The sequence below is a fragment of the Mesorhizobium tianshanense genome, assembly GCF_007830515.1.
Classification (GTDB): Bacteria; Pseudomonadota; Alphaproteobacteria; order Rhizobiales; family Rhizobiaceae; genus Mesorhizobium; species Mesorhizobium tianshanense.
The window spans coordinates 211,730-225,767 of the sequence record NZ_VLKT01000002.1; the positions used below are offsets into that span (position 1 = coordinate 211,730).

14 protein-coding genes are annotated in these 14,038 nt (G+C 61.6%); all 14 read left to right on the plus strand.

Going from position 1 to position 14,038, the window contains the following annotated elements; all coding sequences use genetic code 11:
• Positions 1-52 precede the first annotated feature (52 nt).
• The 14 genes from IQ26_RS02480 (at position 53) to fabZ (ending at position 14,032) form a co-directional block, all read left to right on the plus strand.
• Positions 53-880, plus strand: a complete 828-nt coding sequence (locus tag IQ26_RS02480) for a cell envelope integrity EipB family protein (RefSeq protein ID WP_145712773.1) — start codon at positions 53-55, stop codon at positions 878-880.
• A gap of 121 nt (positions 881-1,001) precedes the next feature.
• Positions 1,002-2,306, plus strand: coding sequence for a hypothetical protein (locus IQ26_RS02485; RefSeq protein WP_145712776.1), 1,305 nt, complete (start codon positions 1,002-1,004; stop codon positions 2,304-2,306).
• Between the two features lie 60 nt (positions 2,307-2,366).
• A complete protein-coding gene (locus IQ26_RS02490; protein ID WP_145712779.1) occupies positions 2,367-2,645 on the plus strand; it encodes a DUF4031 domain-containing protein in 279 nt (92 codons plus the stop codon).
• Positions 2,642-3,253, plus strand: coding sequence for a LysE family translocator (locus IQ26_RS02495; RefSeq protein ID WP_145712781.1), 612 nt, complete (start codon positions 2,642-2,644; stop codon positions 3,251-3,253). The genes IQ26_RS02490 and IQ26_RS02495 overlap by 4 nt, the downstream gene beginning before the upstream one ends.
• Positions 3,254-3,431: 178 nt before the next feature.
• Positions 3,432-4,229 (plus strand): 30S ribosomal protein S2, encoded by a 798-nt coding sequence (rpsB, locus tag IQ26_RS02500; protein WP_145712784.1) that lies wholly within the window; start codon positions 3,432-3,434, stop codon positions 4,227-4,229.
• Positions 4,230-4,346: 117 nt separating this feature from the next.
• On the plus strand, positions 4,347-5,270 hold the full coding sequence (tsf, locus tag IQ26_RS02505) for a translation elongation factor Ts (protein ID WP_145712787.1): 924 nt from the start codon (positions 4,347-4,349) through the stop codon (positions 5,268-5,270).
• Between the two features lie 315 nt (positions 5,271-5,585).
• Positions 5,586-6,308: a UMP kinase gene (gene pyrH / locus IQ26_RS02510; RefSeq protein ID WP_145712790.1), complete on the plus strand. Its 723-nt coding sequence runs from the start codon at positions 5,586-5,588 to the stop codon at positions 6,306-6,308.
• A gap of 109 nt (positions 6,309-6,417) precedes the next feature.
• On the plus strand, positions 6,418-6,972 hold the full coding sequence (gene frr / locus IQ26_RS02515; protein ID WP_145712794.1) for a ribosome recycling factor: 555 nt from the start codon (positions 6,418-6,420) through the stop codon (positions 6,970-6,972).
• Positions 6,953-7,732, plus strand: coding sequence for an isoprenyl transferase (locus tag IQ26_RS02520; RefSeq protein WP_276316399.1), 780 nt, complete (start codon positions 6,953-6,955; stop codon positions 7,730-7,732). Before frr ends, IQ26_RS02520 begins: the two co-directional genes overlap by 20 nt.
• Complete coding sequence (locus tag IQ26_RS02525; RefSeq protein ID WP_145712799.1) at positions 7,729-8,574, plus strand: phosphatidate cytidylyltransferase; 846 nt, start codon at positions 7,729-7,731, stop codon at positions 8,572-8,574. Before IQ26_RS02520 ends, IQ26_RS02525 begins: the two co-directional genes overlap by 4 nt.
• A 133-nt stretch (positions 8,575-8,707) precedes the next feature.
• Positions 8,708-9,850 (plus strand): RIP metalloprotease RseP, encoded by a 1,143-nt coding sequence (gene rseP, locus IQ26_RS02530; RefSeq protein ID WP_145712802.1) that lies wholly within the window; start codon positions 8,708-8,710, stop codon positions 9,848-9,850.
• 217 nt (positions 9,851-10,067) lie between these two features.
• Positions 10,068-12,440 carry an outer membrane protein assembly factor BamA gene (gene bamA, locus IQ26_RS02535; RefSeq protein WP_145712805.1) on the plus strand — a complete coding sequence of 791 codons (2,373 nt, stop codon included), beginning with the start codon at positions 10,068-10,070 and terminating at the stop codon, positions 12,438-12,440.
• A gap of 76 nt (positions 12,441-12,516) precedes the next feature.
• A complete protein-coding gene (lpxD, locus tag IQ26_RS02540; RefSeq protein ID WP_145712808.1) occupies positions 12,517-13,575 on the plus strand; it encodes a UDP-3-O-(3-hydroxymyristoyl)glucosamine N-acyltransferase in 1,059 nt (352 codons plus the stop codon).
• The gene (fabZ, locus tag IQ26_RS02545; protein WP_145713012.1) at positions 13,568-14,032 is read left to right on the plus strand and encodes a 3-hydroxyacyl-ACP dehydratase FabZ; all 465 of its coding nucleotides are present in this window, start codon (positions 13,568-13,570) and stop codon (positions 14,030-14,032) included. Before lpxD ends, fabZ begins: the two co-directional genes overlap by 8 nt.
• Positions 14,033-14,038: the final 6 nt, after the last annotated feature.

A 14,038-nucleotide genomic window follows, 5' to 3' on the forward strand; every position in this document is an offset into this window, starting at 1 on the left:
TGGACCATCTTTCCCTGCGGCCTGCCATTAGCCGCTATGATCGGAGCCACTCATGAGCGCGACGCGCCTCGCATTCCACGCTGTCCTGCTGCCAGCGCTTTTCGCGCCGGCTCCTGCTTTCGCCGTGCCGACTCTGCAGGCGCATCGCGCCGTCTATGACCTCAGCCTGGACAAGGCCTCCGATCGCTCCGGCATCGCCGGCATCACCGGCCGTATGGTCTATGAGTTCAACGGCTCGCCTTGCGAAGGCTACACGGTGAAGTTCCGCTTCGTCACCCAGATCGTCACCAACGACAATACAAGGCTGACCGATCAGCAAACGACCACTTTCGAGGATGCCGAAGGCAAGACCTTCTCGTTCGTGACAAAATCCTTCGTCGACCAGAACCTCGAAAAGGAGGTCAAGGGCATCGCGACGAAGGAGGCGAAGGGCCTCAAGGTCGATATCGACAAGCCGGAGAAGAGCAGCCTCGAATTGGCGGCCACCCAGTTTCCGACCCAGCATCTGGTCGAATTGATCGACAAGGCCGAAAAGGGCGAAAATTTCTATGAAACCAACCTGTTCGACGGCTCGGAAGATGCCAACAAGGTGATGACCACCACCGTCGTCGTCGGCAAGAAGACCGATGCCGACAAGACCGACCCGGAAGCATCGGCACTGGCGAAACTCGCCACCGACCAATATTGGCCGGTCGACATCGCCTACTTCGACGACACCGACAAGTCAGGCGAGGAGGTGCCGGAATACCGGATCAGCTTCAAGCTGCATGAGAACGGCCTCACGCGTGACCTCGTCATGGACTACAACGACTTTTCGATGACCGGCAAGCTGGTCAATCTGTCGTTGTTCGATCAGCCGAAAACCTGTCCGTCGAAATAGGGTTTCGGCTGCCGCCAAGCTCTGCGTGAGTTAACCACACGCTGCAGGGCGGCAAACGACTTGAACACGCCGCAATTGCGTCTCACCTTTTCGGCCGGCGTCAGTCCAGCGGGGGAGCAGGGTGAGCAGAATCGATGTGTTCGTGGCGCCGAAGCCCAACCCGGCGCTGATCAGAATCATGACGATCGTCAACCGGGTTGTCATGCTGCACGGCGTTCCCGGGTTTCGCGACCTGTTGCCGTTCAACCGCCTCGCCGGATTGCGCGGCGTCGCCAATGTCCGCCATATCGACTTTCCCGTCGACGACCGGCAGCGGCTGAAGGCCTGTTGCGGCGCAGGCAAGGCGACGTTCATCGCGCCCAACCATCCGGAGTTCTTTACCGACTGGATGATCGACAAGGAGATCGTTTCGAGGGCAAGCCCGCTTGCGGCATCCTGGGCCACGCATGGCGTCGTCAATGGCCTCGGCCGGATCATGCAGAAATTCTGGCTGGCAAACAATCTGATCGCCCAGATTCCCGGCAACAGCGCTGCGGCCAAGGAACACTCGGTCGCCTGGGCGCTGAAAGGGCATGGTGTGCTCCTCCATCCCGAAGGCGGCGTCGGCTGGCATGCCAATGTCGTCGGTCCGCTTCTTCCGGGGGCGGTCGAGATGGGGTTCGAGGCGCTCAAGCGTGGTCGCGCCACGGATCAGGACTTCAAGGCGTGGATCGCGCCGGTTGTCTGGAAGCTCGCTTTCACCAAAAATGTCGGGCCGGCGCTGGCGCAGGAATGCGCCTATGTCGAGAAAAGCCTGAAGATCGAATGCCGTGCCGCCGATACCCTGCCGGAGCGCGTTCACCACATCTACGCAACGCTGCTGTCGCGCGATGAGGTTGCCTGCGGCATGGCGCCCGACAAGCAGGCTTCGTATGCCGCGCGTCAGGAGTTGCTGCTGCTCGAGCTGAGCCGGCGCCTCGGGGAGCGTATTTCGATCGATCCCGGCGCCAATGAGATCGCGGAGCTTTTGCGCCAGTCGCGCCGCTGGCTGCGGGACAATACGGGCAACGCCGAAGGACAAAAGCAGGTTCGCGCGCTGGCGGACATGATCCAGCGTCTCCAACGTGTCGGGCCGTGGGCCTCGGCCAACCCGCGCATCACGCAGGAGGAGATCGCCGAGCATCTGAAGCGCATTCGCAACGACTATTGCAAGGGCACGCTGCGCGACACGATCAACCGCTTCGTGCCGCAACCGGCCGGGCAGCGCCGCGCCCACATCCGGGTGCCGGAGCCGTTGGGATTGCACGCCTATCGCGGCTCGATCGAAGATGCGCTTGCGAAATTGCATCGCCGCATGCAGGACACCATCACCGCAATCGTCGCCGACGTCGAGGCCGGCGGCGGCTTCATTTTCTATCCGAATCCCTTCTATCATCGCGACGCCTGATCAAAGCAGCCCGGTTCGGCGCAAGATGTCGGCGCAAGATGAAGGAGTACGGCAAGCCCCATGGCGGTCTATGTCGACGCGGCGATCTGGAAATGGGTCGGCCACCGCTGGTGCCATCTGCTGGCCGACGATACCGAAGAGCTGCACCGTTTTGCAGCACAGCTCGGCGTCAAGCGCTCGTCCTATCAGGGGCCGCCGAAGACATCGGCGCCGCACTATGACATAACCGGCTTCGAGCGCGACCGCGCGGTGCGGCTAGGCGCCGTCGAATGCAGCCGCGAGGAAATCGTTGCTGTTTTCCGACGCGTCCGCGTGCCGAAAGGGAAGATACGGCCATGACGTTGACGGCATTTCTGGCTTACTGCGCCGCGATCACATTTGCCGCCGCCACGCCTGGCCCCGCGATGTTCACCGTCATAGCCAACGGCGTCTCGCGCGGATTCGTCCGCGCTTTCCTGGCTGGTATCGGCATCGCCGCGGGCGACGCGGTGCTGGTGACTTTGGCGCTGCTTGGTCTCGCGGCACTGGCACAGACCTTCGAATGGGTTTTTCTCATCCTGAAATATGCGGGTGCTGCCTATCTGATGGTTCTCGGCATCAGGATGTGGCGATCGGCTTCCGCGCGATCGAATGGACTGCAGGCAACGCAGGCAAGACTGTCTCGGTCGTTTTTCCTTGGGATTTCCATCGCACTGGGCAACCCCAAGGCGATCCTGTTCCACGCCTCCATCATGCCGCTGATCCTCGATCTCAACACGATGACCATCGCTGAGGGGCTGCTCGTGGTTGCAGTCGTGATCGGTGTCAACATTGTCACCATGGGCGTCTATGCAGCACTTGCCGGGCGGGCTTCGAGCTGGTTCAAGACGCCGGGGCGGATGCGGTTGATGAACCGGTTTGCCGGCGGCGCCATGATCGGTACCGGTGCGCTGATCGCCGCACGCTGAGCCGCAAGACGCCGCGGCGCTTGCGTTTGTCGCGCATCCCCTCTATATGCGCGCTCATTCCACACACGGACTTTGGTGTCTGCCCGGGAGAAATCCGGCTGAAACCTCCGGTGGCATTCGAGGACATCCGTCCAGAAATGCCTGTGTCCGTGGAGGCTAACCGGAAAGGAACTTGAGAATGGCTCTGCCTGATTTCAGCATGCGCCAGCTTTTGGAAGCTGGCATTCACTTCGGCCACCAGACCCACCGCTGGAACCCGAAGATGGCGCCCTACATCTATGGCGCCCGCAACAACATCCACATCATAGACCTCTCGCAGACGGTGCCGCTGCTGCACCAGGCGTTGAAGCAGGTTTCCGACACTGTCGCCAAGGGTGGCCGCGTGCTGTTCGTCGGCACCAAGCGCCAGGCGTCCGACATCGTCGCCGACGCCGCGCAGCGCTCGGCCCAGTACTATGTCAACTCCCGCTGGCTCGGCGGCATGCTGACCAACTGGAAGACGATCTCGAATTCCATCCAGCGCCTGCGCAAGCTCGACGAGATGCTGGCCGGCGAGGCCATGGGCCTCACCAAGAAGGAGCGTCTCAACCTCGATCGCGAGCGCGAGAAGCTCGACAAGGCGCTCGGCGGCATCAAGGATATGGGCTCGACACCCGACCTGATGTTCGTGATCGACACCAACAAGGAAGCGATCGCCATCCTCGAGGCCAAGCGCCTCGGCATCCCGGTCGTGGCCATCATCGATTCCAACTGCGACCCGGACAAGATCGACTTCCCAATCCCCGGCAATGACGATGCGGCCCGCGCCATCCAGCTCTATTGCGATCTGATAGCCAAGGCTGCAATCGATGGCATCGCCCGCCAGCAGGGCGCACTCGGCGTCGACGTCGGCGCTTTGGCCGAGGCCCCGGTCGAGCCGGCGCTCGATACGACCCCGGCCGTCGAGACACCGGCTGCCGAGACACCGGAAGCGTAACGGCGAAGGCCAGTTTCGGCCTTCATCTTTCTCATATTTTGGCGCGCTAAGCGCTGGCGCCAGGCGCATCATCGAAGACCGGTGGTGCGTTGGTGCATTTTAAACGAAGAGGCGACAATGAGCATTTCGGCTGCACAGGTCAAAGAACTCCGCGACTTGACCGGCGCGGGCATGATGGACTGCAAGGCGGCGTTGAACGAGACCAACGGCAACATGGAAGAGGCCGTCGACTGGCTGCGCAAGAAGGGCATTTCCAAGGCCGACAAGAAGGCCGGCCGTACCGCGGCCGAGGGTCTCATCGGCGTTGACTCCGGTGTCCGTGAGGCAGCGATCGTCGAGGTCAATTCCGAGACGGACTTCGTTGCCCGCAACGCTGCCTTTCAGGAGATTGTCGCCAACGTCGCTAAGGTCGCGCTCGCTTATGGCGGCAAGACCGAGGCCGTCGCAGCCGCTCCGTATCCGGGTTCGGACAAGTCGGTCACCGACACCATCAAGGACGCTGTCGGCACGATCGGCGAGAATCTTGGCTTCCGCCGTTCGGCCAAGCTCGCTGTCGAGCATGGCGCCGTCGCAACCTACGTCCACAACGCGGTTGCCGACGGCCTTGGCAAGCTCGGCGTGCTGGTCGCCATCGAGACGTCGGGCAACGCGCAGGCCGCCAACGCCTTCGCCCGTCAGGTCGCCATGCATGTCGCCGCCACCAACCCGATGGCACTGACGACGGAACAACTCGATCCGGCAGCGGTCGAGCGCGAGAAGGCGATTTTCGCCGACCAGGCGCGCCAGTCCGGCAAGCCAGAAGCGATCATCGAGAAGATGGTCGAGGGCCGTCTGCGCAAGTTCTATGAAGAGGTCGTGCTGCTCAAGCAGGCTTTCGTGCTCAATCCCGACATCACCGTCGAGAAAGCACTGAAGGATGCCGAGACGGAAATCGGCGCACCGGCCAAGATCACGGCCTATCTGCGCTTCGCGCTCGGCGAGGGCATCGAGAAGGAAGAGACCGATTTCGCAGCGGAAGTCGCGGCGGCGGTCAAGAAGTAAGCTGCCAGCACGGCAGCTTACAGCTCTCCATTACCGTAAGATTTAACGGCCGGGCGTCCGCGAGGGCGCCCGGCTGATTTCTTGCCGTATCGATGAAAGGCCAGGCAGGCGACGACAAGCCGTCTGGCTCGCTGCCGGATCTGCTAATGCAAGGTGCTTTTGCCGGCGTAGGCTAAGGACTGGAAGAGTGTTTTACGGCTCGGGCGCCGCGTGACATCGAGGCGCCCTTCGTGTATCGGAACGCCAATGTCTTGGGGCAGCGCCTGGGCGAGGGCAGCCACCCCGAACGCTCATACGCTTAACGATGAGGACCAGATGACGGTGAAGCCCCTCTACCGACGTGTCTTGCTGAAAGCGTCGGGCGAAGCGCTGATGGGTGAACAGCATTTCGGCATCGACGTGTCGGTCGTCGATCGCATCGCCGCCGACATCGCCGAGGCCCGCGCCATGGGCATTGAGGTCGGGGTCGTCATCGGCGGCGGCAACATCTTTCGCGGCGTCGCCGTTGCATCGAAGGGCGGAGACCGTGTCACCGGCGACCACATGGGCATGCTCGCCACGATCATCAACTCGCTGGCGCTGCGCACCTCGCTGAACAAGATAGGCGTTGACGCGGTGGTGCTGTCGGCAATTGCCATGCCTGAGCTTTGCGAGAGCTTTTCGCAGCGCCAGGCGACCGCCTATATGAACCAGGGCAAGGTCGTCATCTTCGCCGGCGGCACCGGCAATCCGTTCTTCACCACCGATTCGGCGGCAGCGCTTCGCGCGGCGGAAATCGGCGCCGATGCGCTGTTCAAGGGCACCCAGGTCGACGGCGTCTATTCGGCCGATCCCAAGAAGGAGCCGAACGCGACTCGCTTCGAACGCATCAGCCATGCCGAAGTCATAGAACGCGGCCTTTCGATCATGGACACGGCTGCGATTGCACTTGCGCGGGAAAACAACATTCCGATAATCGTCTATTCGATCCACGAGAGCGGCGGGTTCGGCGATATTCTGAGGGGCGGCGGCCGTTGCACGGTCGTCGCGGACGATTGATCGGGAGCCCGATCCCGAAAAGCGGGAGCCGGTTTTCTGGATTGAGGGCTCGAACACGGGATTTACCCCCGAAACAGTGAACCCGGGCCAACGGGTCGAGGAGATGACGATGAGTAGCGAATACGATGATCTCAAGCGGCGCATGGACGGGGCGATAGCCGCGTTCAAGCACGATCTGGCTTCGCTGCGGACTGGCCGTGCCTCGAGCAACCTGCTCGACGCGATCCAGGTGCAAGCTTATGGCACCACCATGCCGATCAACCAGGTGGCAAACGTGTCGGTGCCGGAGCCGCGCATGATTTCGGTTTCGGTCTGGGACAAGTCGATGGTCGGCGCGGTCGATCGCGCCATCCGTGAATCCAATCTCGGCTTCAATCCGATCGTCGACGGCACCAATCTCAGAATTCCGCTGCCAGAGCTCAACGAACAGCGCCGCAAGGAGCTGGTCAAGATCTCGCATGGTTATGCCGAGAACGCGCGTGTCGCGGTGCGCCACGTGCGCCGGGATGGCATGGACTTTCTCAAAAAAGCGGAAAAGGACGGCGATATCAGCGAGGACGATCATCGCAAGCGGTCCGACCAGGTACAGAAGCTCACCGACGAGATGATCGGCACCATCGACCATCTGCTTTCTGATAAGGAAGCTGAAATCATGCAGGTTTAGGGTCGGTGTTCGATCCGAAAGCGAAACTATGACAAGCCCTGCGCATGTCGCGATCATCATGGACGGAAACGGACGCTGGGCCAAGGCGCGCGGCCTGCCGCGGCTTGCCGGCCATCGTGCCGGCGTCGAGGCGCTGCGCAACACGGTGCGCGCCGCGCCTGGCCTCGGCATCTCTTTCCTGACCGTCTATGCCTTCTCGTCGGAAAACTGGTCGCGGCCGAAGTCCGAAGTCAGCGACCTGATGGGGCTGTTGAAACTCTTTATCCGCCGCGATCTCGCCGAACTGCACCAGAACGGCGTACGGGTCAGGATCATCGGCGACAGGGCAGGGCTGCAGCCTGACATCAGGACCCTGCTCGAAGAGGCCGAAGCGCTGACCGTTCGCAACGAGGCGCTGACTCTGGTCATCGCTTTCAACTATGGCGGACGCGACGAGATCGTGCGCACGGCGCGCAAGCTCGCCTCGGCCGTGGCGCGCGGCGAGCTCGACAGCGAGGCGATCACGGCCGAGTCCTTCGCCGGCGCTCTCGATACCCAGGGCATTCCGGATCCGGAACTGGTCATCCGCACCAGCGGTGAGCTCCGGCTGTCGAATTTCCTTCTGTGGCAGGCGGCCTATAGCGAGCTTGTCTTCCTGCCTTGCTACTGGCCCGATTTCAGCCGCGAGCATTTGGCCGACGCATTGCGCGATTTCGCCAGCCGCGAGCGCCGTTTCGGCGGACTTGGCGCTCAAGATGTCGCCGTGACGGCCAAGGGATGAGCAACCTCCAGCTTCGCGTCATTTCTGCCGTGGTGCTTGCTGTCTTCACGCTTGGCCTGACCTGGCTCGGCGGACTGCCCTTCCGGTTGCTTTGCGCCGCCATGACGATCCTGATCTTCTACGAATGGACGCGAATGTGCCGCCCGGTCCCCGCCACGGGCCTTGGTTTTCTACCGGAAGCGCTGCTTCTAGTCTTCGTCGGCGCCTTGATCGCCGGCCTGCCGGCGCCCTGGCTGCTGCTGCTTGTGGCAGTGCTGGTCGTTGTCACGGTGGTGGCGACTTCGATGCGCCAGAGCTCGATCCGCCAGACCTCGATGCGCCAGACGGGGCAATGGGACGCGTCCGGCCTTGCCTATGCCGCCGTTTCCGGCCTGTCACTTGCTCTTTTGCGCGACGGCGACCATCCCGGCCTCGTCGCCATTCTCTTCCTGTTCGCCGTGGTCTGGGCGACCGACATATCGGCCTATTTCGTCGGCCGCGCTGTCGGCGGTCCGAAACTGGCGCCGTCGATCTCGCCCGGCAAGACGCAGAGCGGAGCACTGGGCGGCGCTGTCGGCGGCGTGGTCGCCGGGCTGCTTTTGGCCGCCGCGGCCGGAGCAGGCAATCTCGCAGTGCTCGGCGTCGTTGCTCTTGTGCTTTCGATCGTCGCTCAGGCCGGCGACCTTTTCGAATCATGGGTGAAGCGCCGCCACGACCGCAAGGATTCGGGCACGCTGATACCTGGCCATGGCGGCGTCATGGACCGGGTCGACGGGCTTGTCGCGGCGGCTTTCGCCCTGTACGTCATCGGCTGGATTTCGGCGAGCGCCGACCATCCGGCACAGGGGCTGTTTCCAGCTTGATCGGCATTGTTTCTTGGGCTGGCGCACCATGCGTCATGGATTCGCCTGGATTGATGTCACAGTCGCGGCACAATCATTGCTGCGGAAGGCTGGTTGCGAAAGAACATGCTGCGAATGAATTTGAGGGCATGAATTGAACGGGATTCTTCAATCGGTTTTCAGCACTGAGGGCTTTTTGCTCGGCACCCTGGTGCCTTTCCTATTCGTGCTGACCGTGGTGGTGTTCGTCCACGAGATGGGCCATTACCTCGTCGGCCGCTGGTGCGGCATCGGCGTGAAAGTCTTTTCGATCGGCTTCGGGCCGGAACTCTTCGGCTTCAATGACAGCCACGGCACGCGCTGGAAACTCTGCGCCATACCGCTCGGCGGTTATGTCAAATTCGTTGGCGACATGAACGCCACCTCGAGCCAGCCCAACCCGGAGGAGATCGAGAAGCTGACCGATGCCGAGCGCAAGGTTGCTTTTCACACGCAGCCGGTCTGGAAGCGCGCGGCGACCGTGGTGGCCGGCCCACTGTTCAACTTCCTGCTGACGATCGCCGTCTTTGCGGTGCTGTTTTCAGCCTACGGCCGGCCCGTCCTGGAGCCAATGGTGGCTGAAGTCACCGCCGGCAGCCCTGCGGCCAGGGCCGGCATCCTGCCCGGCGACCGATTCGTCAGCGTCGACGGCAGCAAGATCCAGACCTTCTCCGACGTCCAACGCCTGGTTTCGGGCCGCGGTGGGGATACCATCACTTTTGTCATGCTGCGCGACGGCAAGGAGGTCACCGTTACGGCAACGCCGGAACTGATGGAGCAGCAAGATGGGCTGGGCAACAAGGTCAAGGTGGCCGTAATCGGCGTCGTCAACAACCAGGAATTCGGTCAGCCCAGGCTGATCACCTACAGCCCGGTCGGAGCGGTAGGGGCGGCGGTCGAGGAGACGGGATACATCATTCAGCGCACCGGTCAGTTCCTGCAGCGTTTCGTCGTCGGTCGCGAAGACAAATGCCAGCTGGGCGGCCCAATCAAGATCGCAAAGATGTCGGGGCAGGCGGCAAAGCTGGGCTTCGAGTGGCTTGTGCAGCTCGTTGCCTTGCTGTCGGTCGGGATCGGTATTCTCAACCTTTTGCCGATTCCCCCCCTCGACGGCGGCCATCTCCTGTTCTACGGCGTGGAGGCCGTCATCCGGCGACCAGTGTCGGAACGGATGATGGAAATGGGCTATAGAGCCGGCCTGCTTCTCGTCTTGGGCTTCATGGGGTTTGTTTTCTGGAACGATCTGTTTGGGTGCTGAAATCATGAAGAAATTTGGCTTCGAAACACCCAACGTTGAGACGCCGTTTACCATGCGCGGGGATATGCGTGACGCGAAAGCCACGCAACAGAGTTAAGTAAATACAAATTAACCAGGAGCCTTGCGTGTAGGGAAAATCCGGTTAATACGGTAGGGGAAATTACCGCACGTCCGGTTTTCTCGCCGTGGGGACTTCGAGAAAAGGTACAAAAGCCCGATGAAGGCAACATCCAAGTTTCTGAGCGCCGCGTCCGCGGTGGCCCTGTCCGCCACCCTGGTCGTGTCAGGCGCGCTCGCAGTACAATTCGTTGCCACATCGGCGGCCGAGGCCGCTGTTGTTTCAAGAGTTGAAGTCAGCGGCAATCAGCGTGTCGACGCCGACACGATCCGCAACTATGTCACGATCAAGCCCGGCAAGGCATTTTCCAGCTCCGATGTCGACGATGCGGTCAAGGCACTGTTCGGCACCGGACTGTTCTCGGACGTCCAGATCAACCAGGTCGGTTCGACGCTGGTCATCAAGGTTTCCGAGTATCAGGTCGTGAACCAGGTGCTGTTCCAGGGCAACAAGAAGCTCAAGGACAACGCCCTGGCGGCTGCGGTCCAGTTGAAGCCGCGTGGAACGTTTTCGCAGCAGGCGCTCGATGCCGATGTCGAGGCGGTCAAGGCCGCCTACAGGCGTATCGGCCGCGACGACGCCGCCGTGACCACCCAGATCATGGATCTCGGCGACAACCGCGTGAACGTGGTCTTCAACATCAACGAAGGTGGCCGCACTCAGATCGCCGCAGTCAATTTCGTCGGCAACAGCGCCTATTCGAGCCGTCGTCTGTCCGACGTCATCTCCACCAAGCGCTCGTCCGTCCTTTCGTTCGTGCTGCGTGACGACGTCTATGACGAAGACAAGCTGCGCGCTGACCAGGAACTGCTGCGCCGTTTCTACTACAATCACGGCTATGCCGACTTCCAGGTGATTTCCGCAGTCGGCGAACTCGACGAAACCACCAACAAATACACAGTGACCATCACCGTGCAGGAGGGCGACCGCTACACATTCGGCGACGTCAGCGTGGAGAGCACGATTCCCGAGGTCGACGGCGCGTCGCTGCAGTCGGTGGTCGAGACCCACAAGGGCGATGTCTACAACGCCAAGAACGTCGAGGACACCATCATCGCGCTGACCGAGAGGGTCGCCGGTTCCGGGTATGCCTTCGCCCAGGTGACGCCGCGCGGCGACCGCAATTTCGAGAACCACACCATTTCGGTTGTCTATACGATCGACCAGGGCACCAAGGCCTATGTCGAGCGCATCGAGATTCGCGGCAACGATCGGACACGCGACTATGTCATTCGCCGCGAATTCGACGTGAGTGAGGGTGATGCCTTCAACCAGGTGCTCATCCAGCGCGCGAAGAAGCGGCTGGAAGCGCTCGATTATTTTGAAAAAGTCGAGGTTTCCACCGTGCCCGGCTCCGAACCGGACCAGGTGGTGCTCGTGGTCGATGTGGTCGAGAAATCGACCGGCGAGTTCTCCGTCGGCGCCGGCTATTCGACCGGCGGCGACACGGCGGGCCCGTCCGTCGAAGGGTCGATCACCGAGCGCAACTTCCTCGGGCGCGGCCAGTTCATCAGGATATCGGCGGGCGGCGGCAAGAACTCGCGCGACTACAATTTCTCATTCACCGAGCCCTATTTCCTCGGGCGCCGTATTGCCGCCGGCTTCGACGTCTTCCACAGGACCAGGCAATACGACGAATACGAGAGCGAGACGACAGGCGCGACGGTGCGCTTCGGCCTGCCGATCACCGACAACATCTCGACGCAGCTGGCGTATAATATCTCGCAGGAGAAGTACAAGCTCGACGATGATTGCGACGATGACAATGATGGCATCCCCGACGCCGACTGCGACATCTCTCGGGCAATCGTTCAGGGTATTGACGAGAGCCCTTGGCTCAAGTCTTCGGTCAGTCTCGGACTGGTCTACAACACCATCGACGACATGAAGAACCCGCATGAAGGCATCTACGCTAATGTCACCACGGAAGTTGCCGGCCTCGGCGGCGACGCCAAGTTCTTCAAGGTGACAGCGCGTACCAGCGTCTACCAGACCCTGTCGGAACAGCTCGATCTCGTGGGCCTGATTTCGGGCGGTGCGGGCCATGTCCAAGGCTATGGCAGCGAAGACCTGCGCATCTTCGATCATTTCCAGAGCAGCGACCGTATGATCCGCGGCTTTGCCTATGGCGGCATCGGTCCCGTCGACAGCGACGACGCTGGCGACCATCTCGGCGGCACTACTTATTTCCATGCCTCGGCGGAAGCCCAGTTCCCAATGCCGGTCATTCCGGAGAGCTTCGGTCTGCGCGGCGCGGTCTTCGCCGATGCGGCAACGCTCTATGGCAGCAAGGTTCAGAACGATTTTGTTGATCAGTCGACGGTAGACATGCAATGGCGCGCTTCGGTCGGTGTCGGTCTGATGTGGGCGTCGCCCTTCGGTCCGATCCGCATCGACTATGCGGTACCGGTCAAGAAGGAAGACACCGACGACGTGCAGGAATTCAACTTCGGCATATCGACCCGCTTCTGATTGGCGGACATCGATGCTTCCGGGCCGTTGGGGTCCGGAAGAGAGTGATCCGACCTAGCTGGATATAGCTTCTGGAATGACCGATCCGGTGTTCTTCGCGCCATCACGCCGGTATACGGCAGGCGAAGTCGCGAATCTGACCGGCTCGGTGCTCGTCGATTCCGGCCAGTCCGATATATCGATCGAAGCCTTGGCGCCAGCAAGCGAAGGCGGCGAGCATGCGCTTGTCTTCGTTGATGGCAGACGTAACTTCGCGCTGATGCAATCGCTGCGGGCAGCGGCGGTTCTCTGCCCCGCCGAGTTTGCCGGCAAGGCCCCGGCGGGCATTGCCGTTCTGGTCCATCCGCGCCCGCAACAGGCTTTCGCGATGGTCGGACGCCTTCTTTTCCCGGCGGCTGCGACACCGGCGCCGCTGACCGGTGAAACCGGCGTCTCGCCGCATGCGCATATCGATCCATCGGCGCATATCGAGCCCGGCGCGATCGTGGAGGCCGGCGCGGTCATCGGTCCCCGCGCTTCTGTCGGCAGCGGAACCGTCATTGCTCCTCATGCCGTTATCGGTCCTTCCTGCCAGTTCGGCCGTGACGGTTATGTCGGTCCGGGCGCCAGCATCCAGTACGCGCTGATCGGCAACCGCGTCATCATCCATGGCGGCGCTCGTATCGGTCAGGACGGTTTTGGCTTCGTCGCCGGCGCCAAGGGTCCGGAACGCGTTCCGCAAATCGGCCGGGTCATTATCCAGGACGATGTCGAGATCGGCTCGAACACCACCGTCGATCGTGGCGCCATGTCCGACACGATAATCGGTCAAGGCACCAAGATCGACAATCTGGTACAGATCGCTCATAACGTCCGCATCGGCCGCAATTGCATAATCGCCGGCCTTTCGGGTATTTCCGGTTCCGTAACGGTGGGCGACAACGTCACTATGGGTGGCGGTGTCGGCCTTGCCGATCATCTGACCATCGGGACAGGGGCCAAGCTTGCCGCAAGAAGTGGGTTCATGAGCAACGTCCCCGCGGGCGAAATTTGGGGAGGGTATCCGGCACAGCCGATGGCGGAAGCCATGCGGGAGATTGCGGCTTTGCGAAGACTGGCCAGGGCGCGGAAATCGAGCAACGGGGGAAATAGCTGAGATGGCGGCGACAACGCTCGAAGCGGTCGACATATTGGGGCTGATGAAGCTCCTGCCGCATCGCTACCCGTTCCTGATGATCGACCGCATCATCGATATCGATGGCGACGAGTCCGCTATCGGCATCAAGAACGTGACCATAAACGAGCCGCATTTTCAGGGTCATTTCCCGGATCAGCCGGTCATGCCCGGCGTGCTGATCGTCGAGGCGATGGCGCAGACGGCCGGCGCCATCTGCATCCGCAGCCTTGGCACCGAAAAACCATCGCTGGTCTATTTCCTGACCATCGACAACGCCAAATTCCGTAAACCGGTCGTTCCGGGCGACCAGTTGAAAATCCATGTCAAGAAAATCAAGAAACGCGGCAACCTTCTCAAATTCGCCTGCGAGGCTCTGGTCGACGGCGTCAAAGCCGCGGAAGCGGATATCTCGGCGATGATGGTGGCGAGCGCCTGACGATCG

Excerpts from the sequence above, each read along its gene's own strand:
- pyrH (WP_145712790.1), top strand. The coding sequence starts at position 5,586 with ATGACGGTGAAGCCCCTCTACCGACGTGTCTTGCTGAAAGCGTCGGGC.
- lpxD (WP_145712808.1), top strand. The coding sequence starts at position 12,517 with ATGACCGATCCGGTGTTCTTCGCGCCATCACGCCGGTATACGGCAGGC.
- frr (WP_145712794.1), top strand. The coding sequence starts at position 6,418 with ATGAGTAGCGAATACGATGATCTCAAGCGGCGCATGGACGGGGCGATA.
- IQ26_RS02525 (WP_145712799.1), top strand. The coding sequence starts at position 7,729 with ATGAGCAACCTCCAGCTTCGCGTCATTTCTGCCGTGGTGCTTGCTGTC.
- tsf (WP_145712787.1), top strand. The coding sequence starts at position 4,347 with ATGAGCATTTCGGCTGCACAGGTCAAAGAACTCCGCGACTTGACCGGC.
- IQ26_RS02495 (WP_145712781.1), top strand. The coding sequence starts at position 2,642 with ATGACGTTGACGGCATTTCTGGCTTACTGCGCCGCGATCACATTTGCC.
- IQ26_RS02480 (WP_145712773.1), top strand. The coding sequence starts at position 53 with ATGAGCGCGACGCGCCTCGCATTCCACGCTGTCCTGCTGCCAGCGCTT.
- bamA (WP_145712805.1), top strand. The coding sequence starts at position 10,068 with ATGAAGGCAACATCCAAGTTTCTGAGCGCCGCGTCCGCGGTGGCCCTG.
- rpsB (WP_145712784.1), top strand. The coding sequence starts at position 3,432 with ATGGCTCTGCCTGATTTCAGCATGCGCCAGCTTTTGGAAGCTGGCATT.
- IQ26_RS02490 (WP_145712779.1), top strand. The coding sequence starts at position 2,367 with ATGGCGGTCTATGTCGACGCGGCGATCTGGAAATGGGTCGGCCACCGC.